Origin of the sequence: Planococcus rifietoensis (assembly GCF_001465795.2) — a bacterium.
In the GTDB taxonomy this organism is placed as follows: Bacteria; Bacillota; Bacilli; order Bacillales_A; family Planococcaceae; genus Planococcus; species Planococcus rifietoensis.
The window spans coordinates 1,711,895-1,736,270 of sequence record NZ_CP013659.2 but is presented as its reverse complement, the minus strand read 5'-3'; the positions used below and the strand labels follow the sequence as shown (position 1 = coordinate 1,736,270).

The 24,376-nt window shown below is 44.4% G+C and carries 22 protein-coding genes; 19 read left to right on the top strand and 3 right to left on the bottom strand.

Translation table 11 applies throughout. The annotated features are described in order from the left end of the window. Positions 1 to 32 precede the first annotated feature (32 nt). From AUC31_RS08595 to AUC31_RS08565, 6 genes are all read left to right on the top strand, one after another. Positions 33 to 485 (top strand): tail assembly chaperone, encoded by a 453-nt coding sequence (locus tag AUC31_RS08595; RefSeq protein WP_058383612.1) that lies wholly within the window; start codon positions 33 to 35, stop codon positions 483 to 485. A 346-nt stretch (positions 486 to 831) separates the two neighbouring features. Continuing rightward, positions 832 to 3,885 (top strand): phage tail protein, encoded by a 3,054-nt coding sequence (locus AUC31_RS08585; RefSeq protein ID WP_058383614.1) that lies wholly within the window; start codon positions 832 to 834, stop codon positions 3,883 to 3,885. After that, on the top strand, positions 3,885 to 5,354 hold the full coding sequence (locus tag AUC31_RS08580) for a distal tail protein Dit (protein ID WP_058383615.1): 1,470 nt from the start codon (positions 3,885 to 3,887) through the stop codon (positions 5,352 to 5,354). Before AUC31_RS08585 ends, AUC31_RS08580 begins: the two co-directional genes overlap by 1 nt. Further along, entirely contained in the window at positions 5,354 to 7,276 is a 1,923-nt protein-coding gene (locus tag AUC31_RS08575) for a phage tail spike protein (RefSeq protein ID WP_058383616.1), read from the top strand. Before AUC31_RS08580 ends, AUC31_RS08575 begins: the two co-directional genes overlap by 1 nt. An 11-nt stretch (positions 7,277 to 7,287) precedes the next feature. After that, complete coding sequence (locus tag AUC31_RS08570; RefSeq protein WP_058380439.1) at positions 7,288 to 7,533, top strand: hypothetical protein; 246 nt, start codon at positions 7,288 to 7,290, stop codon at positions 7,531 to 7,533. Positions 7,534 to 7,555: 22 nt separating this feature from the next. Beyond that, positions 7,556 to 9,502 (top strand): hypothetical protein, encoded by a 1,947-nt coding sequence (locus AUC31_RS08565; protein WP_058380440.1) that lies wholly within the window; start codon positions 7,556 to 7,558, stop codon positions 9,500 to 9,502. Positions 9,503 to 9,738: 236 nt separating this feature from the next. Here AUC31_RS08565 and AUC31_RS08560 read toward each other — a convergent pair whose 3' ends face one another. After that, positions 9,739 to 10,593 (bottom strand): hypothetical protein, encoded by an 855-nt coding sequence (locus tag AUC31_RS08560; RefSeq protein WP_058380441.1) that lies wholly within the window; start codon positions 10,591 to 10,593, stop codon positions 9,739 to 9,741. A gap of 123 nt (positions 10,594 to 10,716) precedes the next feature. Here AUC31_RS08560 and AUC31_RS08555 point away from each other — a divergent pair, with 123 nt between their 5' ends. The 6 genes from AUC31_RS08555 to AUC31_RS08530 all read left to right on the top strand — a co-directional run bounded on the left by AUC31_RS08555 (position 10,717) and on the right by AUC31_RS08530 (position 14,307). After that, positions 10,717 to 11,046, top strand: a complete 330-nt coding sequence (locus tag AUC31_RS08555) for a hypothetical protein (RefSeq protein ID WP_058380442.1) — start codon at positions 10,717 to 10,719, stop codon at positions 11,044 to 11,046. 188 nt (positions 11,047 to 11,234) lie between these two features. Then, positions 11,235 to 11,894 (top strand): hypothetical protein, encoded by a 660-nt coding sequence (locus tag AUC31_RS08550; RefSeq protein ID WP_058380443.1) that lies wholly within the window; start codon positions 11,235 to 11,237, stop codon positions 11,892 to 11,894. A gap of 271 nt (positions 11,895 to 12,165) precedes the next feature. After that, entirely contained in the window at positions 12,166 to 12,423 is a 258-nt protein-coding gene (locus AUC31_RS08545) for a hypothetical protein (protein WP_058380444.1), read from the top strand. A 77-nt stretch (positions 12,424 to 12,500) separates the two neighbouring features. After that, complete coding sequence (locus AUC31_RS08540; RefSeq protein ID WP_058380445.1) at positions 12,501 to 12,881, top strand: hypothetical protein; 381 nt, start codon at positions 12,501 to 12,503, stop codon at positions 12,879 to 12,881. Positions 12,882 to 12,898: 17 nt separating this feature from the next. Beyond that, the gene (locus AUC31_RS08535; RefSeq protein ID WP_058380446.1) at positions 12,899 to 13,165 is read left to right on the top strand and encodes a holin; all 267 of its coding nucleotides are present in this window, start codon (positions 12,899 to 12,901) and stop codon (positions 13,163 to 13,165) included. Positions 13,166 to 13,170: 5 nt separating this feature from the next. Continuing rightward, positions 13,171 to 14,307 (top strand): N-acetylmuramoyl-L-alanine amidase, encoded by a 1,137-nt coding sequence (locus tag AUC31_RS08530; RefSeq protein WP_058380447.1) that lies wholly within the window; start codon positions 13,171 to 13,173, stop codon positions 14,305 to 14,307. Positions 14,308 to 14,414: 107 nt separating this feature from the next. Here the strand turns inward: AUC31_RS08530 and AUC31_RS08525 are convergent, their stop codons facing one another. Together AUC31_RS08525 and AUC31_RS08520 are read right to left on the bottom strand one after the other, a co-directional pair. After that, positions 14,415 to 14,624 (bottom strand): hypothetical protein, encoded by a 210-nt coding sequence (locus AUC31_RS08525; protein ID WP_058380448.1) that lies wholly within the window; start codon positions 14,622 to 14,624, stop codon positions 14,415 to 14,417. A gap of 32 nt (positions 14,625 to 14,656) precedes the next feature. Beyond that, positions 14,657 to 15,418, bottom strand: a complete 762-nt coding sequence (locus AUC31_RS08520) for a GAF domain-containing protein (protein ID WP_058380449.1) — start codon at positions 15,416 to 15,418, stop codon at positions 14,657 to 14,659. Positions 15,419 to 16,176: 758 nt separating this feature from the next. Here AUC31_RS08520 and AUC31_RS08515 point away from each other — a divergent pair. The 7 genes from AUC31_RS08515 to hslU all read left to right on the top strand — a co-directional run bounded on the left by AUC31_RS08515 (position 16,177) and on the right by hslU (position 24,322). Continuing rightward, positions 16,177 to 16,920: a hypothetical protein gene (locus AUC31_RS08515; RefSeq protein WP_058380450.1), complete on the top strand. Its 744-nt coding sequence runs from the start codon at positions 16,177 to 16,179 to the stop codon at positions 16,918 to 16,920. Positions 16,921 to 17,002: 82 nt separating this feature from the next. Further along, positions 17,003 to 17,890, top strand: a complete 888-nt coding sequence (gene dprA / locus AUC31_RS08510) for a DNA-processing protein DprA (protein WP_058380451.1) — start codon at positions 17,003 to 17,005, stop codon at positions 17,888 to 17,890. Between the two features lie 109 nt (positions 17,891 to 17,999). Next, complete coding sequence (gene topA, locus AUC31_RS08505) at positions 18,000 to 20,069, top strand: type I DNA topoisomerase (RefSeq protein WP_058380452.1); 2,070 nt, start codon at positions 18,000 to 18,002, stop codon at positions 20,067 to 20,069. 20 nt (positions 20,070 to 20,089) lie between these two features. Beyond that, positions 20,090 to 21,400, top strand: coding sequence for an FADH(2)-oxidizing methylenetetrahydrofolate--tRNA-(uracil(54)-C(5))-methyltransferase TrmFO (trmFO, locus tag AUC31_RS08500; protein WP_058380453.1), 1,311 nt, complete (start codon positions 20,090 to 20,092; stop codon positions 21,398 to 21,400). 69 nt (positions 21,401 to 21,469) lie between these two features. Next, on the top strand, positions 21,470 to 22,363 hold the full coding sequence (xerC, locus tag AUC31_RS08495; protein WP_058380454.1) for a tyrosine recombinase XerC: 894 nt from the start codon (positions 21,470 to 21,472) through the stop codon (positions 22,361 to 22,363). A gap of 16 nt (positions 22,364 to 22,379) precedes the next feature. Beyond that, positions 22,380 to 22,928, top strand: a complete 549-nt coding sequence (gene hslV, locus AUC31_RS08490) for an ATP-dependent protease subunit HslV (protein WP_058380455.1) — start codon at positions 22,380 to 22,382, stop codon at positions 22,926 to 22,928. Next, the gene (gene hslU / locus AUC31_RS08485; protein ID WP_058380456.1) at positions 22,925 to 24,322 is read left to right on the top strand and encodes an ATP-dependent protease ATPase subunit HslU; all 1,398 of its coding nucleotides are present in this window, start codon (positions 22,925 to 22,927) and stop codon (positions 24,320 to 24,322) included. The genes hslV and hslU overlap by 4 nt, the downstream gene beginning before the upstream one ends. Positions 24,323 to 24,376 lie beyond the last annotated feature (54 nt).

Genomic DNA, 24,376 nt, shown 5'->3' with positions numbered 1-24,376 from the left:
AAATTTTGAATTTCATAGGAGGAATAGGAAACATGGCATTTCTTAAAGTAGACGGGAAAGACTTCGAAGGTAAATGCAATTTTAGATTCAGCAAATTGGCTGACAAAAAGTATTCGAAAAAGAAAGAGGACTCTGATCCAGATAACGGCTTCGATACAGTTTTCAACGGATTGATGCAGTTCGACAATGACGCGCTTGTGGCTTTCTGGGATTGCGCACTTGACTATGATCCTAAAAACAAGCCGAAAGTTGCTGAAATCGAAGTAGCGCTCGAGGAACGCTTTGAAGAAGACGGAGACACAGAGGCTGCATTCAAGGAAGCATACGAGGCGATTGATGAATCGGCTTTTTTCAAGAAAAAAGTTCAGAAATACTGGAAAAATATCGAGCTCATGAAAGACTTTGGCAAGAACGAGGAGGAGAGAGAGATGAACAAGAAGTCGTATCTCTTCATGCAGGAAGCGAAGAAGGAAATCAAGGCATAGACTACGACCAAGTCTTAATCGATGCGGCTCAGTATCTTGGAGTATACGATGCCGATCTAATCTTTTCCTGGACTCCTAGGGAATTCAAAAACTTTGTGAAGGGCGCTAGGCTGCGTGAAATCGATAAGTACGAATTGCACGCAGCAAACGCTCTATTCACAGCGAAAGCTCAGAACAGTAAGAAGAAGGTTACTCTCAAGGATCTGTACGATGGCGACAAAGTGCGCAAAGAGATTCTAAACGATGAAGGGAAAACGAAGAAAGCGTTCGACCCGACCTTACACCGCAGAGCAATGAAGGCACTGAAAAAATATCGACCAAAAGTAATCCAGAAAGGAGGAATCACATGAAAGAACGTTTCCAAGCCGATATAGGGGCGAATATTCGCGAATTTCAGCAAAAGCTCAAGCAAGTGGATGCTCAGATTCGCAAGACGGCCAGCGGCGTTGATGTTCAAATTTCGGCTAATATCCGAAACTTCCTAGCCAAAGTAGCGGCGATCGACGCTAAGAAAAAAGAGATTCAAAGAGGCGACAGCGAAGTAACGATCACAGCAGCGATTCAAGGCTTCATGCGTGGTGCAGCTCTAGTGAGAGCTCAAGCACTCGCCTTGGGCAAGAAGCGCATTGTGATTCCAATTCGTGCAGGATTTAGTAACTATAAAAACGTAATGGGGCAAATTGCGAATTTCTCACGAAATATTGGTGAAGTCGCATCTGTCATGGGCAGAGGAGGATTAATGTTCCTGAGTCCTGCGGCGGTGCCTGTCGTCGCTTCGGCAATTGGCTTGATTGGGCAGCTCGGCCCAATGATCGGCACGATACTCGGATCAACTTTTGCGCTTGCTACTTCATTTGGCGCAGCGGGTATTGGCGCGGCTGGATTTGCAACAGTTGCAATACCAGCGCTCAAAGGTGTATTCGACAAAGCGAGTGAAATCACCGATTTAGAAATGAAAATAGCCGATGCAAAAGCAGCCGGTGATATTGAAAAAGCAAATGAGCATCTTGCAGAAATGAATCGTATCTTCAAGGATATGAGTGGCCCCCAGTTAGAAGCGCACTCTGCATTACGCGACTTCCAGGAGACGTTCCGTAAGTTAGTGAAGGACATGGAGCCTGGCGTCTTAACGGCGTTTAGTGGAGGGCTCACAGGGCTTACTGGCGTATTCGGTTTGGCTCGTCCGATGATTGAGAATGTTGTAACATCCGTGAACAATCTGATGGATTCATTTAATCGCAGCTTGGAGACACAAGACGTAAAAGACTTCTTCAGTTTCTTAGGTGACTTTGCAGGGCCAGCACTCGAAACCATCACACAAGCAGCCGGCAACTTCGTCATGGGCTTATTCAATATGATGGAGGCTTTTGGTCCGCTGGCCACCGAAACGCAAAACAGCTTTTTGAAAATGTCCGAATCGTTCCGGCAATGGGCGGATGGGCTAAGCGAAAGCGAGAAGTTCCAATCGTTTGTGAACTATGTGAGCGAGAACATGCCAAAGATTCGGTCCATCTTCAGCGATGCGTTTCAGGGCATCATCAATACATTTGCGGCATTCGCACCATCATCAGCAGATATGATGAGTAGCCTGCAAGATATGATGGAACGCTTTAAAAAATGGTCGGCAGCACTCAGCGAAAGTCAAGGCTTCCAAAACTTCATCGATTATATTAAGACGAATGGTCCGGTCGTAGTATCAACGATAGGCGAAATCGTAACTTTCATCAAAAATCTTGGTGTCGCGTTAGCTCCTGCGGGCGAGAAAATATTAGAAATGGTTAATTCCTTTACTTCGTGGTCCAACAAAATGATGGAGGCTCATCCATGGTTCGGGAAGATAGCCGCAGGCGCTCTCGTCTTAGTGGGCGGCCTGATAGCTCTTAGCCCGGTCATCTTACTGGCGAAAGCATTATTTGGCGGCTTGTCACTATCAATGATCAAACTCATCGCTAAACTTACTTGGACTGCAACTATGTGGACGGCCAAGTGGTTGCTTATGGGCACGAAAGCTCTTTTCCATGCAGCACGAATGGCAGCGGCATGGGTGATCGCACTAGGGCCGATAGGATGGATTTCTGCGATTATCATTGGCTTGGCAATATTAATTATCGCCAACTGGGACAAAATCTCAACGTGGACAAAAACCGCATGGACTGTTATCTCTGCACTAGTAACAGCAGCAGTAGATAAAATCATGGCATGGATCCAAGAGAAGTTCCCAGCAGTTTATACGATTATTCAGGCATACATGACAGCAGTACAGGAAGTTATCTCGGCGGTGTGGGAGTATATTAAAGGAACTTTTTCAAATGTTCTTGCCTTCTTAAAAGCACTTGTAAAAGGTGACTTTGAGGGTATGAAAACAGCGGTATCAGACCAAATGGAACTAATTAAATCAACAATTTCGCGGATCTGGGATGCTGTTAAGGGCTATATAGGCACAGTCCTATCAACAATATTTGGAAAAGTAAAAGAAATTTTCAATCAAATCAAAGAAGCGGCAGTTCAAAAAACCATAGAAATGGCTAATAAAGTCGTGGGGAAAATGCTGCTCTTGAAAAACCAAGCGTTAGCCAAGTGGATTGAACTGAAAACCAAAGCGTTGATTACAATTAATGAATTGAAACAAAAGGCAACAGACTATTTCGTTGATCTAGCGAATAAGATCGTTGGGAAAGTCTTGCTTTTGAAGAATCAGGCTTTGGCCAAGTGGGCAGAGCTCAAAGTAAAAACGCTGATAAAGATAAACGAACTGAAACAAGAGGCGGCAGATCTCTTTGAGCAAATCAAAAACAAAATCAAAGAGAAAATGAGCAATGCTGTTCAAGAAGTCGGCAAGGCTGTTGCAAAAATGCCGGGCAAAGTGCTTGAATTTGTTGATGATATGGTATCGGCTGGCGCTGATTTAGTAGGTGGCGTAATTTCCGGTATCAAATCTAAGATTTCTGAAGGGCTGGGAGTTATCGGTGGATTAGCAACAAGTTTGATCAGTCGATTCAAGAAAGATACCGATACACACTCGCCTTCCCGTGCCTTTGCAAACGTGGCTAAGTGGTTCGCACCAGGTATTGTTCAAGGGATTAATAAGACTAGTGGACAGGCGTTCCGAGCCGTGACTGAGCTATCCAGCGGATTGAGCAATGCTTTTAGTCCTCAATTGGCGATGGCTGACATGCGCGCCTCTGCACAGCTCGACACATCTCTCAACAGAGCAGATATGGGAGTTGTGCGTAAGTCTTTCGCTGCTGAAATCGAACCGGTGGAAGTCTACCAAGGCGATACTGTGTTTAATATCAACGGGCGCGAATTTGCGCGCGCTACAGCGGACGACATGAAAGATGAAATGGATCGCAATTCATATCAACGGAATGCGACCAGCAGAAGAAGGGGGACAAATTAATGTGGATCACACGTGAAATGCGGGAGCACTTAGTTGTGTTCCCCATTTTTTTTAATGGAATTGATTTGTCGGAATACGTTATTCCAGGAATGGACGATGGCCGCGAGCTATTGGACCGGTCAATCGAAATTTTGCAAGTGCCTGGCCAGTACGGCGGTTACGTGCAGAACATCGAGTATCCTCCACGGAAAATCAATCAAGAAATCCTGATTGCTGCAGAATCCAAAGAAGAGCTGCAGAAGGTCATGGAACATCTGAATAAACTGCTGAACACGAAAGAAGAAGTGCCCATCAAGTTTGGTGACGAGCTCGATCGTACATATTACGGCCTATATGCCGGGGTGACGCCGAGCTACAAAAAAGAAGGATTCTACAAAGCGACCATGAGTTTTCTTTGCCCACGGCCGTTTAAATTATCTGAACCGGATACTTATTCGATCAAAGATGGAATGGCCGTCCTTTACAACAAGGGGGCAGAAGAAACGCCGCCATATGTGAAAGTCTTGGTAAAAGAGCCGATAACGCACCTGGACATCTTCAACGACCAGGGTTACAAGCGCATCGGCCGCCAGTTGGACGAATCAGATGTGGCAGTGGATCCAGAAACCATCATTCTGAACAACCCGATGGCCTTTAAGGTTGGCTGGACGGAGACGGATGCTTTTGTTGATGGAGGATTGAAAGGCGGATCGATTGAAGCCAACGGTTATTCCTTCCGCGCTGTGTCATTTGGCGAGGGAGAGGACTGGCACGGGCCGGCTGAAAAGACGAGCTTGTCCGAGCCTCTCGTTGATTTCTTGCTGGAAGTAAAGATTACCTTCAAGAATCCATCCATTAAGGCGAGAGGCAGGTTGGAGTGGTATTTGCTTGACGATCAAGGGCAATTCGTGGGCAAGCTGGCGATGAAACGAATTGGTGCCGGAGCTTACGGGAACCGTGTGGAAATTCGTCTCGGCGATGCGTCAGGAGAATTTATCCTGTCCTCAGCTGGTCAAAAAGGCATTGAGTGGCGAGACTTTGAAGGCGTTCTGCGCATGGGCCGCATCGGTAATAAATGGGTCGGGTATGTGGCGCGGGTCGACAGTGTGACCGGCCGCCATACTGCTCGCGCTTCGGTAATGTACATCGATGCCGATTACAAGTTTACTCGCAACTTTTCGCAGTTGCAGCTTCATTTCGGGCAATCAGGAACTACCGAAGTGACTGAAATGTATGCATTGCATGCCAAAGTCGTTCGCATTAACCCTCCATCGGAAGGCGTGCCGTACATCGCCCGACAAGATGATGTCATCGAAATGGATTTTGATACGGGGCTGATACTTATCAACGGAGAGCCGGTCGAAGTCGAAGAGGATTTCGGTGGTGATTTCTTTGATGTGCCGACCGGTCAATCCAATCTGCTATTCGAGCCAGCGGACAAACTGGACTCCACGCAATCGCACGTCGTATTGAGGGAGCGTAATTTCTAATGGAAAAACCAAAGAAAATATTGTTCTTTCACCAGAATACTGGACGATATCTCGGCACTTTAGATAACCGAGGAAATCGACGATTTTGGGGCGACGAGCATGTCCAGGATGCCGAAGATGGCACAAACTATTTCAATTTCTTTATGCCAAACAACATTCCTTTGGCTGAGAAGGTTGTGGGGCGCGTTCGCGTTCTCATTCCTCATGAAGATATCGGCTGGCAAGAATTTATTGTGCACAGTTCTGAAGATGATGGTCCGAATCGTGAAGTGCGGACGAATGGTGCTGAAATCGATTTAAACAAGCTCAAGATTATCGAGCCTGACGCGGATGAGTCATTGACGGCTTTTCAATACCTGCAGCTCATCACCACGGGGACCATCTTCGAGCCGGGCATAGTCGAGTTCCAAGGCAGTCGCTCTATCGATAGGAGCCGGCCGCGCGGCGGTTACGATTATTTAGGAATGGTCGGCACAGCATTTAACTTGGAAATTCGCATTCGGACACAGACCAAAGGCGGCCACATTACACGTCGCTTTGTGGATCTCCTGGAGCGTGTCGGTGATGACCGGTCGCTTACAGTCGAATATGGAAAAGACTTAGTCGGTTTCCGTAAATTCGTGGACTCTCACGCGGTTGTGACATCGCTTTACTGCCAAACGCCTGAAAGGGAAGACGGTACAAGGCTTTTCACGACTGTTACGCACGCTGAAGCATTCCAAGAATGGAACTGGCAAGGTACGCATCTAACGGCTGTCTATGAACCGGAGAGCGATGACCAAGAGATGACTGTCGAAGAGCTTCGGGAGTATGGCACAAAGGCGCTCAACAAGCTGGTCGCCTCTATTTTCGAATACGATGTCGAAGCTGTTTCGCTTGAGCATTTGTTTCCGCATAAGAAAGTGCGGCTAGGTGATCGCATCAATGTAAAAAACAAAGACGTGAAGCCGGCTATTTATGCGCGGGCCCGGGTACTTCGCGTGATTCGCAGCATTAGCAATCCAGCTTCCAAGCGCTACATCATCGGAGAAATCCGTGAACAGAGCGAACAGGAAGTCCGCAAGGTGTTTCGTGAGCTCCAAGCCATCTATGGCGTCAAAATGATTCGCAGTGAAATGGCGCCCCTTGGAGAAACTAAGACAATTTGGATTAAGCCTAAAAGCCTTGAGCAGCAATTGAAACCTGAAGTACCGCACTCTTTCAACACACAAACACAGCGATGGGAGAAGATGGCGCCGACCGATGCATCCGAAATCGGCGGGTTGATGATGGGGCAGCAATACAATGGCGTTTCGATTACACCTGAAGAAGGATTGGTTGTAGATCGCACAGATGAATTAGTGCGGACGATAGTTAATGCGACTGAAGGCATCAGTATCGAAGCGAGGAAGAGCCTTACAGAAGCATTCAGCAAGGTCTTATATTTTGATGTGGATGGCAACTTGAAGTTCAAAGGTGATTTAGAGGGCGCTGGAGGAAGTTTCTCTGGTGCTCTTTCTTCTGGTGATGGCGCAAGCAAAATCACTATTGATAATGGCTACGTAAGAGGAAACGATCGGACATTGTTTAGCGTATTCAGTGTGCTTCCGGAAATGCACGACAAGGAAAGCCTAGACTATGCTTTTGGCAAGAACTACACTCACCGGCTCGACATTCCTGTCGCGACCGGGAATTACTCGCCAGGCGACTTCATCGAGGTCACGGTTCCTATTGTAGATCCGACAACGCTCGGCATCACAAAGGTCCTCGGGGTTTTCGTGCAGTCAGAAGCAAAGGAATGGTATGTATACGAGCGAAAAGACAGCAGAGCGTTTACACAAGGCGAGTTATCGTCATTGACCATCAGAATCAGTCCACACTACGCCTACGCTTCTACTGGAACGATTGTACCAATCAGCATACAAGTAATCGGCACTCGTTAGGAGGAAGACCAATGCAATACGAAGTAACGGACATCCAACACCAAACACATAGCTCTGCTGCAGGAAGTCGAGAAGCAGTTGTCTTTACGGTCGTTTATACTGCAACTGATTCGGATTTCAAGAGCACAGCCTACCTTGAGTTTAATGCGGAAACACCTGATGAAGAGATTGCCGCAACAATTGAGAGTCATGGTAAAATGCTTTCTTCAAAGGGCGAGAAAACATATAGCTTCGCAAAAAGTGGAGTAATCGAGTAAAGAGGGAAGGAGAGATAAGCGAATGAACATGACAAACCATACACGCCTCGACCTAGTAGAAGGCGGCAGTATTTTTAAGCAAGGTGAACATGCGCAACTGGCATTCAATCCTCGTGACTACTCAGGCAAGACGGTCGACCTTACAGGAAAAGATATCGCTGTAGCTATCTGGAATGATAAAGGCATCATGTACGAAGGAACAGCCAGCTTTGATTCAACGGTTCAATTAATTCGACTTACTATTAACCAACTCTTGCAGCACGGCGATTTTCAAATCGAATTTACTGCAACTGACGCCGCAAATCCGGACTATCGCCGAAAATTCCCCTCCGGTGAATATGAAGGGAAGATTTATATTAAGCCGTCAACGGATAACCTTGAGTATGCAGGTATTAGTGTGACAACTGTTTCGCAATTACGTACTGAGCAGGAAGAAAAACAGCAGCAATTTGAGCAGGCGATTGTACCGCAAGTCGATGAATTGAAGCAGCGCGTTGATGAAGGAGTCGGTGCTTTCACAGAAGACACAGAGGTCTTGGATGCACGAATGGGTGAATTTAATTTAAGAGCCTATAACGAAAAAGTAGACAACCAGTTAAATCAGCGTAGTTTATACGATTTAATTCTTGAGCATAATCAAATAACTTCGGGGATACTCGTTAAAAAGAAAGCGGATCGGCGTTTTGATGTAGCAGTTCCGTTAGGTGGAAAGAAATATGCGGTTTACTATTTATATAAAGATATTGCTGACGATTACATCAAACTAAGTTCCGGATCTGTTTCTACTCTTGAAGAAGACGACGAGTGGTACTTAAACGAAAATGCAGATGAATATATCGGAACTTGGAATAAATTATCACCCCCATCCTATTACACTACCGAAATCGGAGCGAAATATGTTAAAAGCTTCAAGGGTAGCAGGATCGATGTAAAGCACTACACGGATGACCGTGGGGGAGATTTCAACGTAACGATTGACGGGGTATTTCATTCAGTACTTTCTACGCACATTAACAATGTACCTTCAGAAGAGTTGCAATCGACTCGAGGATTAAGAGTTATAGATGGTCTAGAAGATAAAGAACACCTCATTGAGTTTGAGTTTATTGGAGCAAATTCAATGCATCCACCCGCTGGGGGCATTGCACGTGGATGGTCATTTTTTGAAGAACGTTCTGAATTATCAGCGAGAACATTCGAAATTTACGAAAAAGGTTTCATCGAGACTGAGAGTTTTAAGTTGCTTGAAGAAGGAAGTAATAAAGAATTTGCGTTGAGAGTTCAGCCGATTGGAGTAAGTACTTCTACCGAGTGGTTACCTGATCATGGATTAGGAACTGTTTTTTCTGTAAGTCAAACTGTCTTATTTGATGGGATTGCTATTACAGATTGGACTCCATCAAAATATGAACGTATTAGTCAAGTTGTAATAATGCAATCCATGGCATGCATTTACCCTCATACTGGGCAAAAAATTGCCAATTTAAGTGAAGTTAAAACCATTAATGTTAATGGGGCATCATTTAAGACTAGTATAAAATGGATTGAAGACGTTTATGTAAGTTCTGGCTATGTAGGCATGTTTCCTGTTTCAAGACAATTTGCCGATCGATTATATACAAGTTTAGGCACAGATCTCGATGCAACAAACAGTTCTGGTGGGAGAACAGAATTGTCCGAGAAAGCTTTGTCTCGTGAATATGCTTTCTATCATAATTCAACACAAACAGAAAAGAGAAATTATGCCGTAGCTATGAAGTTTCACAATATTGCCGAGTCACTGCGCTATGGAAAAGCAAATCGGTACAATGATCCACATGTAGTATGGTTAGAACATCGAAACGCAGACATGCAAAAACTGTATCCACAAGTGCTTGATAATCATACCTTTAATAAAGGGGAAGTTTACAGGTTCGGCGCAAGTTTTGTGATTGGCCGATTGTTTGAAGCTGAAAAATTGTTGAAATAAAAAACAAGAGTGCCTTCAATGGCGCTCTTGTTTTTTGAAAAGGAGAGGATTTTAGATAAAAAAACGATTGAACATTAAAGGTCAGAAATATCTCATTTAACCAGTTGAAAAATAAACCGATAGTACAACTGCGCTTCAACACCCCAAATGGTTGAATCGGCATAAAATAGATACAAGTCATACAGAATAAAAAGGTAGAAAAGAAATGAACTTTCTCTAGACTTTATTTCAATAAGTTATTGTTGAAGGGGCGGTTTATAGAAAGGATTTTTGAAAGAAACTTTTTCTACACCTTTTATAGGGTTAGCGGTACGGGTAGATTCTATTTTCTTTCCTGCAACTAATATTCCGGGTTGTTTGATTTTATGCTTTGGTACTCCTCTGAGATTAATCTTGTTCGTTGGTTTGTAACTCAAAGGAAACTTGAACTCTTGCATTAAACTTATCAGTAGTTCGTGGCCAATTTGTCTAACTAATGCGTAATGCATATTTACGAAGGGGGATTCATTACCTTCACAATCTACATTAGTTATATAAATTTTTGCTGCCGTTGCTAAATCGAGATATTCTTTATCTATATCTTCATGTGAATCGACATGAGAGCCCCCGTCCTGCTCAGCCATAGTCAATACAATTCTTTTGCGGGTGAAGATGTTTGTGAGATCTCTGCTGTCATACACGAAGATGTTACTATTCCACCATTCTTCAAAGGAAAGCCACTTTACATCTACAATTTGGCTCTCATCTAAAAGAGGTAAATAAATATGATTAAATCTTTTTTTGAAGAATTTTTTTGAGGTTGGAACTGTTGCTATTCCTACCAAATTAAAATTGATTCTTGCATTCTTGGCCTCAAATCCAGTGTTATACATTTTAATAGAAGGTTTTTTTCCTATATGAGTGAGAAGACTTGTGGTTCTGCTTTTTCGACCATTTGATGCTGGATCCTTAACAATAGTTCTAATGAGTGATGAGATTATTTTTGCTTGTTTGAAGTTTCCTCTATCATAGCTGTGGCAGGCATCGATTAAAAAGGAAACTTGATCATGCAATTGTTCCAAGTAATATTCTTGGTTTTCTACTTCCGACATTATTGCACCTCCAATCTTTCCAAATTATATCGTATGAAATGGAAAAGTTGATTTAAATCTTCAAAATATTTGAAGGATTTTTTCTTGCAAGGTCGAATAATGCTGTGAAAGGGGGTGCGAATAATGGAATTACTAGTCATGAGAGATTTAATAAAAGATGGTTTAGGTAATTATTATACTGTCACACGAATACAAGATGAGAAAATAACGGTAGTGAATGCATTTGTGCATTTCACATTTAGAAGACTACTGGGCGAAGACTTGGTTAAGGAAGTAAATAATCATTATTCTAAGTCAGTGGCTGTAGGGCAATATTTTCAAGATTCGTTGAAAAGTAGAATATCGGGGCTTGAAAGCGGTAAGTATCCTGGAGGAATCTATACGTGGGAAGACGTTGAGAAAAAATATGAAATAACGCACGAAGTTTTCTACGAGAGAGACGTTAATGTATAAAAATTTACTAATTCGAAGGCATCGCTAAGGTGCTCTTTTTGCTATATGTAAATCACAAGAGTGTCCAATCGGGCGCTCTTTTCATTATTAATCAATCTTTCTCAATGAAGCATATAAGGAATTCTGTATAAATTTTCTTGTGAAACACATATAATGGAGGAAAGTTCAATAGAATGGTGTGAAATGCTTTGTGGGATAATCCTTGGTTTGTTGGAATAGCAACTGGTTTAGTAGTTTATTTCCTTACTAACTACCTCTCCAAATTTTTTAGTAAAAAAGAGTATGTGAAAAAGGTTAGGGAAGCAAACAGAGAAATAATTGTTTTGTTAATAATGTCTGTATCAGAAGAAAGAATACCTTCTTTACCAGTCATTAAATCACTATTAAAATCTTTAGCTCGTAGTTATGGGGTTAAAGAGGGAGACTTAAACAATATTAGAGAAACGCTTGAAGATTTGATAAAAGAAATATTTGAAACGAAGTTTATATCAAATGAAAAAAAGAATGAAATCTCAGAATCCCTTATAAAGTTAATTGATGAACATGAAAAAATGGGTGAAGTTGTGGAATCTTCAAATCGAATTATGTCTTTAAACTACACTTACAACTACATTCTCACTTTAGCAGTTTTAATCATGTCTGTATTTAGTGCCCTGCTAATAATCGTTGATCCAGCAACTAATATCAATGGAGATGAAAGTTTTATAGACCGTTTTGTATTGCCATTTTCTATAGGCACTACAATCGCTGTCGCATTAAATATTGCTTCCTCACTTCGTAAAACTATTAAAGGCAAAAAGAATGAAAAAATAAGTATCAATAGCAGAAACGAAGAAGCAATTAAATAATTAAAAATTGAGTGTCCATCGGGGCACTCTTTTTGCTGTGACAAAAATAAAAACCCCTGGCGCGCTGGTCTTGGGAGACGCGCATCAGGGGAGGAAATAGAAAGATGAGAACATAATTAGAATAACCTATTCGCAAATAATTGTGAATATAAAATTTAATATTTTAAAATAAATATAAACCACAAGAGCGTCCTTCGAGGGGCTTTTTTATTATGAAGGATTTCCCATTCTCCTTGTCGAATATTGGACTGTAATGGAAGGAGGGGCTACTTTGCCAACTATAGAGATAGATTATTCTGAGGTGGAAAATAAGCTTCCTGAGAAAGAATTTATTCAATTACAGCAGCGCTTAAGTAGTAATGATAGGAGACTTCTAATTTATGAACATGCAAAGGCAGAAGGAAATCTTGTTGTTTCCTTAGCAATAGGAGAACCGGAATGGGAGTTCATGTCATTTCAAATGTTAGAATTTAAATCTTTAATTTTCAATGTAATTAATGAGAACACGTTGTTAGTTCGCTTAGACTAATTTTTTAGAACGTCCAAATGGGCGTTCTTTTTGTTTTGCAAAGAAAAAGAGAAGTTAATATCGAAAGGGGGATTAGGTTGCCAGATAAAGGAGATGATCTTTCGATGTTCAAAACAGTTGAACAAAATACTAAAGACATCGAAGCCATAAAGCTAACCTTGAAGACTCACTCAGAACAAATGGAAGCCCTAAAAGAAAATGCGACAAAGCTTGAGTCAACGGTCACTTTTGAAAATAGAGAAACGAGAGCGATTGTTACGCAGCAGGTAGATAAGCTATATGGGCTTGTAGAAAAAGCAATGGGTTTTAGAACTGAAAGTTCTTCACAAGAACATGAATTAAAGATGCTTCGATGGAACACGCTTTCGAATGTATTTTTGAAGATCAGTGGATCGGTAGTCGCTTTAGCGAGTTCAGGTGGTGTGATTTATTACGTCATCGTTGAAATGACCAAATAATTAGGAGGAATTGAATCATGACAGATATTTTAATTTTAACAAGTGTGCTCGTGCCAGTTATCGCAGGACTCGTAGAAGTCGTGAAAAAAGCAGTCAATATGAAAGTTAACTTTATTCCGGTAGTAGCGCTATTAATCGGTTTACTTATCGGATTTCTAGCAGTACCAATTTCAGAGCTAGATACAGTTATGCGTTTGTGGGCTGGCGGCCATGCCGGTCTAGCAAGCGTTGGTTTATTCGAAGTTGTAAAGCAACGTGAAGGCATTACTAAGGAAGGAGAGTGAACTGAATGGTTAAGATTGCAGTTAGTGCCGGACACGGCGGTTATGGCGTTACACCGGGGAAGCGCGGACCAGACGGAAAGTTCGAATGGATTTGGAACAACGCCGCGGCCATTGCATTTATCCAGCATTTGAATAATTTCGAGAATGTCCAAACGATTCGCGTCGATGATCCGACAGGGAGGACAGATATCCCACTTGCTGACCGGGTCCGAAAGGCAAATCTTTGGGGCGCTGATATTTACGTTAGCTTCCATCATAATGCGATGGGCTCGGTCTGGGTCGATCACGGCCTTGGGATTGAGACATTTCGAAGTGACCGGGTGAGTGCGAGCAGCAGCACTGGCAAGTTGCAGGCGGTCATTCATCCACGCATTGTGGATGCGATGGGGTTGAAAGACCGTGGCCAAAAGACAGCCCCATTCTATGAATTGCGTTATACAAAAATGCCGGCGGTTCTCTTGGAGGGCGGTTTCATGGATAGCCGTATCGATCGTTCGGCAATGGACAAGGCAGTCAAGATTCAAGGGCAAGGTATTGCTGCAGCTGAAGGAGCTGGTGCCTATCTTAATCTCAGAAAACAGCCAGGAACAATCGTCAATCCAAAACCCGAGCTCCCACCTGAAATTGAGGTGGACCAATCGAAAGGCATTGGTATTGTGCGTGTGAAAGTGAACAGTTTGGCCTTGCGTAATGGTCCAGGAATTGAGAACGGCATCGCACGGCGCTTATCAAAAGGTGAGGTATACTATGCATACGAAAAAAAAGGCATTTGGTATAACCTTGGTGGAGGAAAATGGGCAGCAGAGGGAGTGGCTGGTCAATACCTTGACTATACGGTCCATCCTAATCCACCAAAACCTCAACCACCGGCTAAACCAGCAGAAAAACCAAAGGAGGAAGAAGATATGCCAGAAACAGCAGTTGTGATTAACGGGACCGAAGATGCAGGAACGGCAACTCTCTTGTCATTCCAACTTGGATGCGGCGTTTATTTCCGAAAAGATGCTGAGAAGCGTCAGGTCGCCAAAGAAATTTACATCGCAGGCGGCGGAAAAGGGAAAATCAAAGGTGATAAGCTGATTGACCTATCCGGAAAGACGCGCAGCGATACTGCTAAAAAAGTGATTGCATACTTGAAATAAGTTATAAAATCATATGGCAATAGATTAAAGAGAGAAAATGCCCTCTTGCTGACTTCGAATCGGTCAGCAAGAGGGCATTTTTTTATTGATTTCATTATTAAAGAGAACTAATTAGTTGCATACATATTAATCTTGTTTTTCATTTCATTCAGTCTCTGAGCCTTCTGTTGATTCGCTTTTATTATTTCTTCTTCTAAAAAGTTTAATGATTTTATTCTTTCATGGTATGAGTATGAGTCGATAATACCTTTACTGTAAGCGACATGGGCAGCAGTTTTTTGCATGTTAATTCTTTCAATGCTGATTGAGTTTTTCATATGCCCACTTCCTTTCATTATTACATACTGCTTTATTCTGCAGATTGTCCCAAGTCATCCTGTCTTGAAATATCTCTGATTAATTCGTAAAAAGCCCCTTCAATAATAGAAGCGTATAATTCTCCTATATTTTGAACGCTTTCATCCATTGGTTCCCTTGCATCGATAGTTAAAACCCCGAAAGAATCAATTGGAATACAAATCAAGGCTTTATATGTTCCTGCAGAATCTGAAGCTGACCAATCGCCATCTATAGTGACATCTGATAAGTTAAGTGTTTGCTGTTTTCTAAAGGCACGTCCTGCAATCGATTCATCTATTCCTAATTCTCTTTCCCCGATATAACTTTCTGGAAACCCTGCACTGCCATTACTTAATACCAACTTTTTTATATTGGTGTTATAGTTCCAATAACCACACCTATGTCTCTCAGAACCAGACCCCTTTATATCAGAAGCGACAGCTTCAACGATTCTTTGAATAAGGCTATAATAATCCCTTTGTTCATTTCCGATAAGTTTATTTAAAGAATTTATAAAAGACCTTGTATTAATCGTAACATTTTGTAATTGCAGAGACTTACTTTTATAGATTCTAGCATCATTTTCTAATTCGGCTACTCTTTCTTGGAGAGAAATAAGTCGGTTTTCTCTTCCCATAGCTTGAGAATATCTTTGGACTCCTTGCCACACAAAAACGGTGATTCCTATTACTAGAATTATTAAAATTATTGAAATTGTATTAATTACCCATCCAGGTACAATTCTGAACCATTCTACAACTACTTGATCCATTAAATTCACCACCTTAAACCCTTAAAGCTTCTATAGTATGTTTTATTCTACATTTTTTCTACACAATCCTTTATTTTTAGAAAAATCTTTATATTAAAAACAGAAGGATATTGATACTTAATAAAGAATAAAAGGTACAGAAGTGACTGAGTAAGATAATACTGAATGTTGATGAGAACAGTGAAAAAGAACTGATTTTCGTGAAGGAAACGGAATAGACTTGACTTACTTATGTTTTGAAGAGAATTAGAATAACCATTTCATGTTCTTAAAAAATGAAAGTAGGATTATAAATTTGAAATTTTTTAGAGACTCTATTGAAATTATACTATCTTAAAAATGAATCTGCACAATAGATGATTTTATACATTTGTATCCGAAAATTAAGCGGATTTTTTTGAACCAAATAACTATGTTAATATTAACTGATAAATTGCTCAAACTCGCACACATTTTCGCACATGCAGATAAAACAAGAGTGTATAAATCTTATCGTTTTTTTGAGTTTCTACTATATAATAGGCGCGTATGTAAAAACGAGAGAATACATCATAAAACAAAGGAAGAATCTGCATTGCTTACGACGCTTGCAAAACGCATTAATACACGAATCCCGGAAGCATCTTTTTAGATGCTTCCGGGATTTTTTTGCTTTTTTTGGGAAATCATCAGAAAAGAATTCGAGCGAATTTGCAGCGATTTAGGCCCATTCTCCTCTATAATGGAATAAAAGCGATGGGCAAGTAGGAGGGCACGGAATGGAAGCAGAATGGGTTTTAGGGATAGCAGCAGGGGCAATCGCTGCGGCCTCTGGAATGAAGATGGCGAACAATAGAATGAAAAGCAAGAAGCAAGGCCTCGAAGAACAGACGGCCATGGATGAATTTGTCGTGCCGTTCCTGCCCGAGGTGATGGGGTTTTACCATCTTGAATCCTTAGGCAAAGACCCGTTTTCAGCTATGGACAGCGAAAAGCTGGTAGACGGGATTTTTCAACAGAGCCTCGTCGAGGAATATCGCCGTTTTGACCGCCATGGAGCGCTAGATCAGTTGCGGGATTTGGCGCCAGCTGCGAAAAATAGCCAGCTGGAACTGCTTAAATTCCTATTTTGGTATCTTGATTTTTCGAACGTCATATTAAAGGACGTGCTCGCTCAATCGAGCCCTTTGCTGCGCGAAGCTAGGCTGTTAGAGAAACAATTGGCGGTGTGGTGTATTTGCCATGAGGAATTACAAGATGATGCGCCAGACAGTGTCCCTGAATTGATCCATCATAGTTCATATTTTGCCGGGGCATTGAAAGAAATTGAAGCCGGTGTGTTCCGTGAAATGATGGCAGATGATAAATTGCGCAGTGAGCGCCGTGGAAATTTTGTCCGCATCATTTTCCAGGCATTTGAAAAGGAAGCGCAAGGGGACATGGAGCTAAAAGCAGTCGATGAATTTCATGAGCATTACAACAGACGGTATACTCATCGCAATAAAGGACAAATTCATTTTTAACGTATTTACGGATTGTGCATGAAGCTCTATGATGAATGGAAGCGCATCTTTTTGCGCCGACTTTTAACGGAGGAGGACTGTCATGAACGATGAATTCATTCAACGCTTGCTTGCCCTGCATTATGTATACCCAAAACCTGTGAACCGATTGTCGCTCTTAATGAAAGATGATCCAGACCTTGAATACTTGCGTTTTCGAAGCCCCGTCGACCTTGCAGAAACGATGCAAATCCCCCTGGAGAAAGCGAATGCCTTGAAGCGCTCATATCTCCATTATGCAAACACCCCTTTCCTGAAAATCTACGGCCAACAGCGAATACGCCCCCTTATTTACCGCGATCCCCTATATCCATCCTCATTGCACGATTTGATCGACCCGCCTGCTGTACTTTACTTAAAAGGCGATGCCGCTTTGCTGGATGCACCAGAAAAAATAGCGGTTATCGGTTCGCGAAAAGCCGAAAGCTATTCGCAATCGGTTATCCAACAATTGCTTCCGCCTTTGCTGGCGGAAGGCTTTGTCATTGTCAGCGGCTTGGCGAAAGGAGCTGATGCGATGGCGCATCGATGTGCTATCGACTCCGGTGGCAAAACCATTGCTGTCATAGGGAGCGGCTTTTTGCATCGCTACCCGAAAGTCAACGATGGGCTGTCCTTTATAATAGAAGAAACTCAATTGTTGGTGAGTGAATATCCACCGTATATGCCTCCTAGAAAGTGGAATTTCCCGATGCGCAACCGCATCATCAGCGGATTGTCGAAGGGAGTCATCGTCACACAGGCAGAAGTGAAAAGCGGAACTTTAAGCACCATTGAGCACGCGTTGGACCACGGAAAAGATATCTTCGCCGTTCCTGGGGATATCTTTTCGCCGCTTTCCGCCGGACCACATAAATTAATTGCAGAAGGCGCAAAACCTGTCTGGAACGGGGCTCAAGTGCTGGAAGAATACCGCCAATTGAGAAGCTGAAAACTCGCGGTTCGACGAAAAGCCTTGCAATCAGCCAAAAACTGTTATACATTTTGCATCAGGTGATTCTTTACACAATTTGAAGAGACCTCTATGAGGAGGAGTATGAATGGCGGATTATTTGGTGATTGTCGAATCGCCCGCAAAGGCGAAGACAATTGAAAGGTATTTGGGAAAGAAGTATAAAGTGAAAGCCTCTCTCGGCCATTTGCGCGATTTGCCGCGCAGCCAGATGGGGGTAGATGTTGAAAACAATTACGAGCCCCGCTATATCACGATTCGCGGAAAAGGCCCGATTTTGCAGGATCTAAAAAAAGAAGCGAAAAAAGCGAAAAAAGTCTTTCTCGCGGCTGACCCCGACAGAGAAGGCGAAGCGATCGCCTGGCATTTGGCGAACGCGCTCGGGGTGGACGTCGATTCGGATTGCCGTGTCGTGTTCAACGAAATTACAAAAGACGCAGTAAAAGATGCATTCAAGCAACCGCGCAAATTGGATATGGATTTGGTCGATGCCCAGCAGGCACGGCGCATCCTAGACCGTCTTGTCGGTTATAGCATCAGCCCGATCCTATGGAAAAAAGTGAAAAAAGGCTTGTCGGCCGGCCGTGTTCAATCGGTTGCACTTGGCCTGATTATCGACCGCGAGAACGAAATCAAGAATTTCGAACCAGAAGAATATTGGTCGATTACAGGCGAGTTCGAAAAAGCGAAAAAAATATTCGAGGCCCAGTTTTACGGAACGCCCGAAAAGAAACTGAAGCTCTCCAATGAAGAAGATGTCAAAGCCGTGTTGGCTACGATGAAAGGCAAGGATTTCCTTGTGAAGAGCGTTGTCAAAAAAGAGCGCAAACGGAATCCTTCCCCATCTTTCACCACATCCTCTCTCCAGCAGGAAGCAGCGCGCAAGCTGAATTTCCGTGCCAAGAAAACGATGATGCTCGCACAGCAGCTCTATGAAGGGATCTCGGTTGGAAAAGAAGGCGTAACCGGGTTGATCACCTACATGCGTACCGATTCCACACGGATTTCCGAATCGGCCAAGCAAGATACGATCGGTTTCATCCTTGATAAATACGGCGAAGAATATGTGACGCAGAAGCCTGCAGCCAAACAATCCCAGAAGTCACAGGATGCCCACGAAGCTGTCCGCCCGACTAGCGTCCACCGCACGCCGGAATCGCTGAAGAGCATTTTGTCCCGCGATCTTTACCGCTTGTACAAATTGATCTGGGACCGTTTTGTAGCGAGCCAGATGTCACCCGCTGTCCTGGATACGGTGATGGCCGAGCTGCAAAATGGCGAAGCGATTTTCCGCGCCAACGGTTCTCAAGTGAAGTTTCCTGGTTTCATGAAGCTTTATATTGAAGGGACCGACGATAAGAAAGAAGAAAAAGACAATATTCTCCCTGAAATGAAGGAAGGCGACAAAGTCAAAGCGACTGAAATTACGCCGAACCAGCATTTCACCCAGCCGCCTCCGCGTTATACGGAAGCGCGCCTGGTGCGTACTTTGGAAGAGCTCGGGATAGGCCGACCGTCAACCTATGCGCCGACTTTGGATACGATCCAAAAGCGCGGCTATGTTGCACTCGACGCAAAGCGTTTCATCCCGACCGAACTTGGGGAAATTGTCCATCAATTGGTGCGTGATTTCTTCCCGGATATTTTGAACATCGAGTTTACCGCGAAAATGGAAAACGATCTGGACAGCATCGAAGAAAGTGAAGTAGACTGGCGTGCGATCATCGATGTCTTCTACAAAGAATTCGCCAAAGATCTCGAAGTGGCAGAGAATGAAATGGAGAAAGTCCAGATCAAAGACGAGCCCGCTGGAGAAGATTGCGAGGAATGCGGTTCGCCAATGGTGTTCAAGCTTGGGCGCTACGGCAAGTTCATGGCCTGCAGCAACTTCCCGGAATGCCGCAACACAAAAGCGATCGTCAAGCATATCGGCGTCAAATGCCCGACTTGTAAAGAAGGCGAGATCGTCGAACGGAAGAGCAAGAAGCGCCGCGTGTTCTATGGCTGCGAACGCTATCCGGAATGTGAATTCGTGTCTTGGGACAAGCCGATCGAACGCCCTTGCCCGAAATGCAGCAGCTTGATGGTCGAAAAGAAAGTGAAAAAAGGCGTGCAGATCAATTGCACAGCCTGCGACTACAAAGAAGAAGTTCAATAATAATATAGAGGTGTTTTATCATGACGAAAATTGTAAATGTAATCGGTGCCGGCCTTGCAGGAAGCGAAGCGGCATGGCAAATCGCCAAACGCGGCGTCAATGTCAGGCTTTATGAAATGCGCCCGGTCAAGCAAACGCCGGCACACCATACGGATAAATTTGCGGAATTGGTCTGCAGCAACTCGCTGCGCGCCAATTCATTGACCAATGCGGTCGGCGTCATTAAAGAAGAAATGCGCAAACTGGATTCAGTCATCATCGATGCAGCCGACAAAGCGTCAGTGCCCGCTGGCGGCGCGCTTGCAGTCGACCGTCACGAGTTTGCAGGGATGGTCACGGAAAATGTCCGCAATCACCCGCTTGTCGAAGTGATCAATGAAGAAGTGACAGAAATCCCGGAAGGCATCACAATCATCGCAACCGGCCCATTGACTTCACCCGCGCTTGCCGAGAAAGTCCGCAAGCTGACTGGCGAAGAATACCTCTATTTCTACGACGCGGCAGCGCCGATCGTCGAAAAAGACAGCATCGACATGGACAAAGTCTATTTGAAATCACGCTACGATAAAGGCGAAGCCGCTTATCTGAACTGCCCGATGACAGAAGAAGAGTTTCGCCGCTTCCATACGGCTTTGGTCGAAGCGGAAGTCGTGCCGCTTAAGGAATTCGAAAAAGAAATTTATTTCGAAGGCTGCATGCCGGTCGAAGTGATGGCTGCCAGAGGCGATAAGACCTTGACGTTCGGCCCGATGAAACCTGTCGGGCTCGAAGACCCGAAAACCGGCAAGCGCCCTTACGCGGTTGTGCAATTGCGCCAGGACGATGCAGCCGGCACGCTGTACAATATCGTCGGATTCCAGACGCATTTGAAATGGGGAGCGCAAAAAGAAATCTTGCGCATGATTCCGGGGCTCGAGAATGTCGAAATCGTCCGCTATGGCGTCATGCACCGCAATACATTCATCAACTCACCGAACGTGTTGAAGCCGACCTATCAATTAAAAGCCGACCCGAACATTTTCTTCGCCGGCCAAATGACAGGAGTCGAAGGCTATGTAGAATCTGCGGGAAGCGGTTTGCTCGCGGGCATCAACGCGGCGAAGTTGGCACTTGGCGAGGAGCCGGTCGTATTGCCGGCAGAAACGGCACTTGGCAGCATGGCGCGTTATATTACTGAAGCGGATTCGAAGAACTTCCAGCCGATGAACATCAATTTCGGCTTGTTCCCGGATCTCGGCGAACGCATCAAGTCAAAGCAGGAGCGCGCTGAACGCCACGCCAACCGTGCGTTGGAGTCAATTCAAAATTATATGAATTCAGTGACGGTTTAATTGAAAAAAGCCTCTAAGTATTGGTATACTTTAGAGGCTTTTTTAATTGCCTGAAAGGCGGCGTGCCAGATGACGAAAGAACAGATGCTCGAATCGTTCATGAGCTATATCCAATTGGAAAAGAATTATTCCGCCCACACTGTCCACCAGTACCTACAGGATCTGGAGGGTTTTTTTCTGTTCCTGGAACAAGAAGGCGTGAGCGATCTGCACGAAGTCGAATACCTTCATGCGCGAAATTATGTAACGAAACTATATGAAGCTGAATTATCCAGAACGTCAATCTCAAGGAAAATCTCCGCCATCCGCTCGTTTTTCCGCTACGGCAACCGCGAGTTCGGGCTTAGTGAAGCAGCGTTCCGTTCGCTGTTCCATCCGAAGAAAGAAGAGCGGCTGCCGCAGTTTTTCTACGAGGAAGAGCTTGAGCAGCTGTTCGCTTCACTCACGGGTGAAGATGCGTTGTCACTCAGGAACCGCGCATTATTGGAGTTGCTGTATGCGACCGGCATGCGCGTCAGTGAATGCGTATCGATCAAGATGAAAGATTTGGACCGCCATATGCATATTGTTAAAGTGCTCGGCAAGGGCAGGAAAGAACGCTACATCCCTTACGGCCAGTTTGCACACGACGCGTTGGAACTTTATATCGACTCAGCCCGTCCAAGGTTAATGAAGTCGAAAGAGCACGAGATGCTATTCGTCAATAGCCGAGGTGATGGGGTGACGGACCGTGGCATCCGCCATATCCTGAACGAATGCATGAAAAAGGCGTCACTCAATTCATCGATCTATCCCCATATGATCCGCCACACATTCGCTACTCATCTATTGAACAATGGAGCGGATATGCGCACTGTCCAGGAATTATTGGGCCATGCGCATCTCAGTTCCACGCAAGTCTATACGCATGTGACAAAAGACCATTTGCGCAATACGTATTTAAAAGCCCATCCAAGGGCATAAGGAGGAGAACCTTACCATGCAGGAATTTCATGCAACCACGATCTTTGCAGTAAAGCATAAAGGCAAATCGGCTATGGCCGGAGATGGGCAAGTGACGTTCGGCAATGCCGTCGTCATGAAACATACCGCGAAAAAAGTGCGCCGGCTCTACAATAACGAAGTGCTGACGGGATTTGCGGGTTCTGTGGCGGATGCTTTCACGCTGTTTGAAATGTTTGAAGGCAAACTCACCGAATTCAACGGCAATCTTCAGCGCGCTGCTGTCGAACTCGCGAAGCAATGGCGTGGCGATAAAATGCTGCGTCAGCTGGAAGCGATGCTCATCGTCATGAACAAAGATGAACTATTGCTCGTCTCAGGCACCGGCGAAGTCATCGAACCTGATGATGGAATCCTGGCAATCGGCTCAGGCGGCAATTACGCGCTTGCGGCTGGCCGGGCATTGAAGAAATATGCAGGCGACCAACTGACGGCGGGCGAGATTGCCCAATCCGCGCTTGAAACGGCTGCAGATATTTGCGTCTATACCAACCACCAAATCATCATGGAGGAGTTGTCAGAATGAAAACACAAACCGATTTAACTCCCCGGCAGATTACCGATCACTTGGACCGATTCATCGTCGGGCAAAAAGATGCCAAGCGCTCAATCGCGATTGCGCTGCGCAACCGCTACCGCCGCAGCCGCCTCGATGAAGAAATGCAGGATGAAGTCATTCCGAAAAATATTTTGATGATTGGCCCGACCGGCGTCGGGAAAACGGAAATCGCTCGCCGCATCGCAAAACTGACCGGCGCGCCGTTCATCAAAGTCGAAGCGACGAAGTTTACGGAAGTCGGATATGTCGGGCGCGACGTGGAGTCGATGGTGCGTGATTTAGTGGAAGCATCCGTGCGCATCGTCAAAGAAGAAAAATACGAAGCCGTAAAAGAACGTGCTGAATCCGCAGCTAACGACCGCCTCGTGAAATTGCTGGCGCCGTCGATGAAGAAAAAGCAGACTGCGCAAAACCCGCTTGAAATGTTCTTCGGCCAAAAACAAGAGCAGGAAGAGGAAGACCCTGAAGCTGAAGTCGAGGTGCGCGTCAAGCGCCGCGAAATCGCCGCTGACCTGAAAGCCGGCAAGTTGGAAGATGAGTGGGTAACCGTCGAAGTGACGGAAAACACGGCTTCCATGTTTGACGCTTTCCAAGGGTCGGGAATGGAGCAGATGGGCGAGAATATGCAGGATGCCTTGTCTTCCTTGATGCCGAAGAAAAAGAAAAAGCGCCGCATGCAAGTGAAAGATGCCCGGCGCGTACTGACGGCTGAAGAATCGGAAAAACTGGTCGACAGCGAGGAAATTTCGTCCGAGGCGATTCGCCGCGCTGAACAGCATGGCATCATCTTCATCGACGAAATGGACAAAATCGCCAGTAAAAGTTCCACTTCCTCTGCCGATGTATCGAGGGAAGGTGTCCAGCGAGACATCCTGCCGATTGTCGAAGGTTCAACTGTATCCACCAAATACGGAGCAGTGAAAACGGATTATATGCTGTTTGTCGCAGCCGGTGCATTCCATATGTCGAAGCCATCAGACTTGATCCCGGAATTACAGGGCCGGTTCCCGATCCGCGTCGAATTGACCAAGCTGGAAGTGGATGATTTCGTGAAGATTTTGACGGAACCGAAACATTCCTTGCTCAATCAGTATAAAGCCCTTCTCGAAACAGAGGGAGTTATGGTATACTTTACTGATGCGTCAATCGTCAGACTTGCGGAAATTGCTTATGAAGTAAATCAACAGACGGATAATATCGGCGCTCGCCGACTTCATACAATATTGGAACGCTTATTGGAGGACCTATCATTTGAGGCATCTGAGATTTCACCTGCCCAAATCGATATCACTCCTCAATACGTTAACGAAAAACTTGAAAATGTGGCGAAAAACAAAGATTTGTCACAATTTATCTTGTAGAACAAGGCGTATTGGTTTCATTAAAGTGTAAAAACCTTTAGAATATTGAATAAA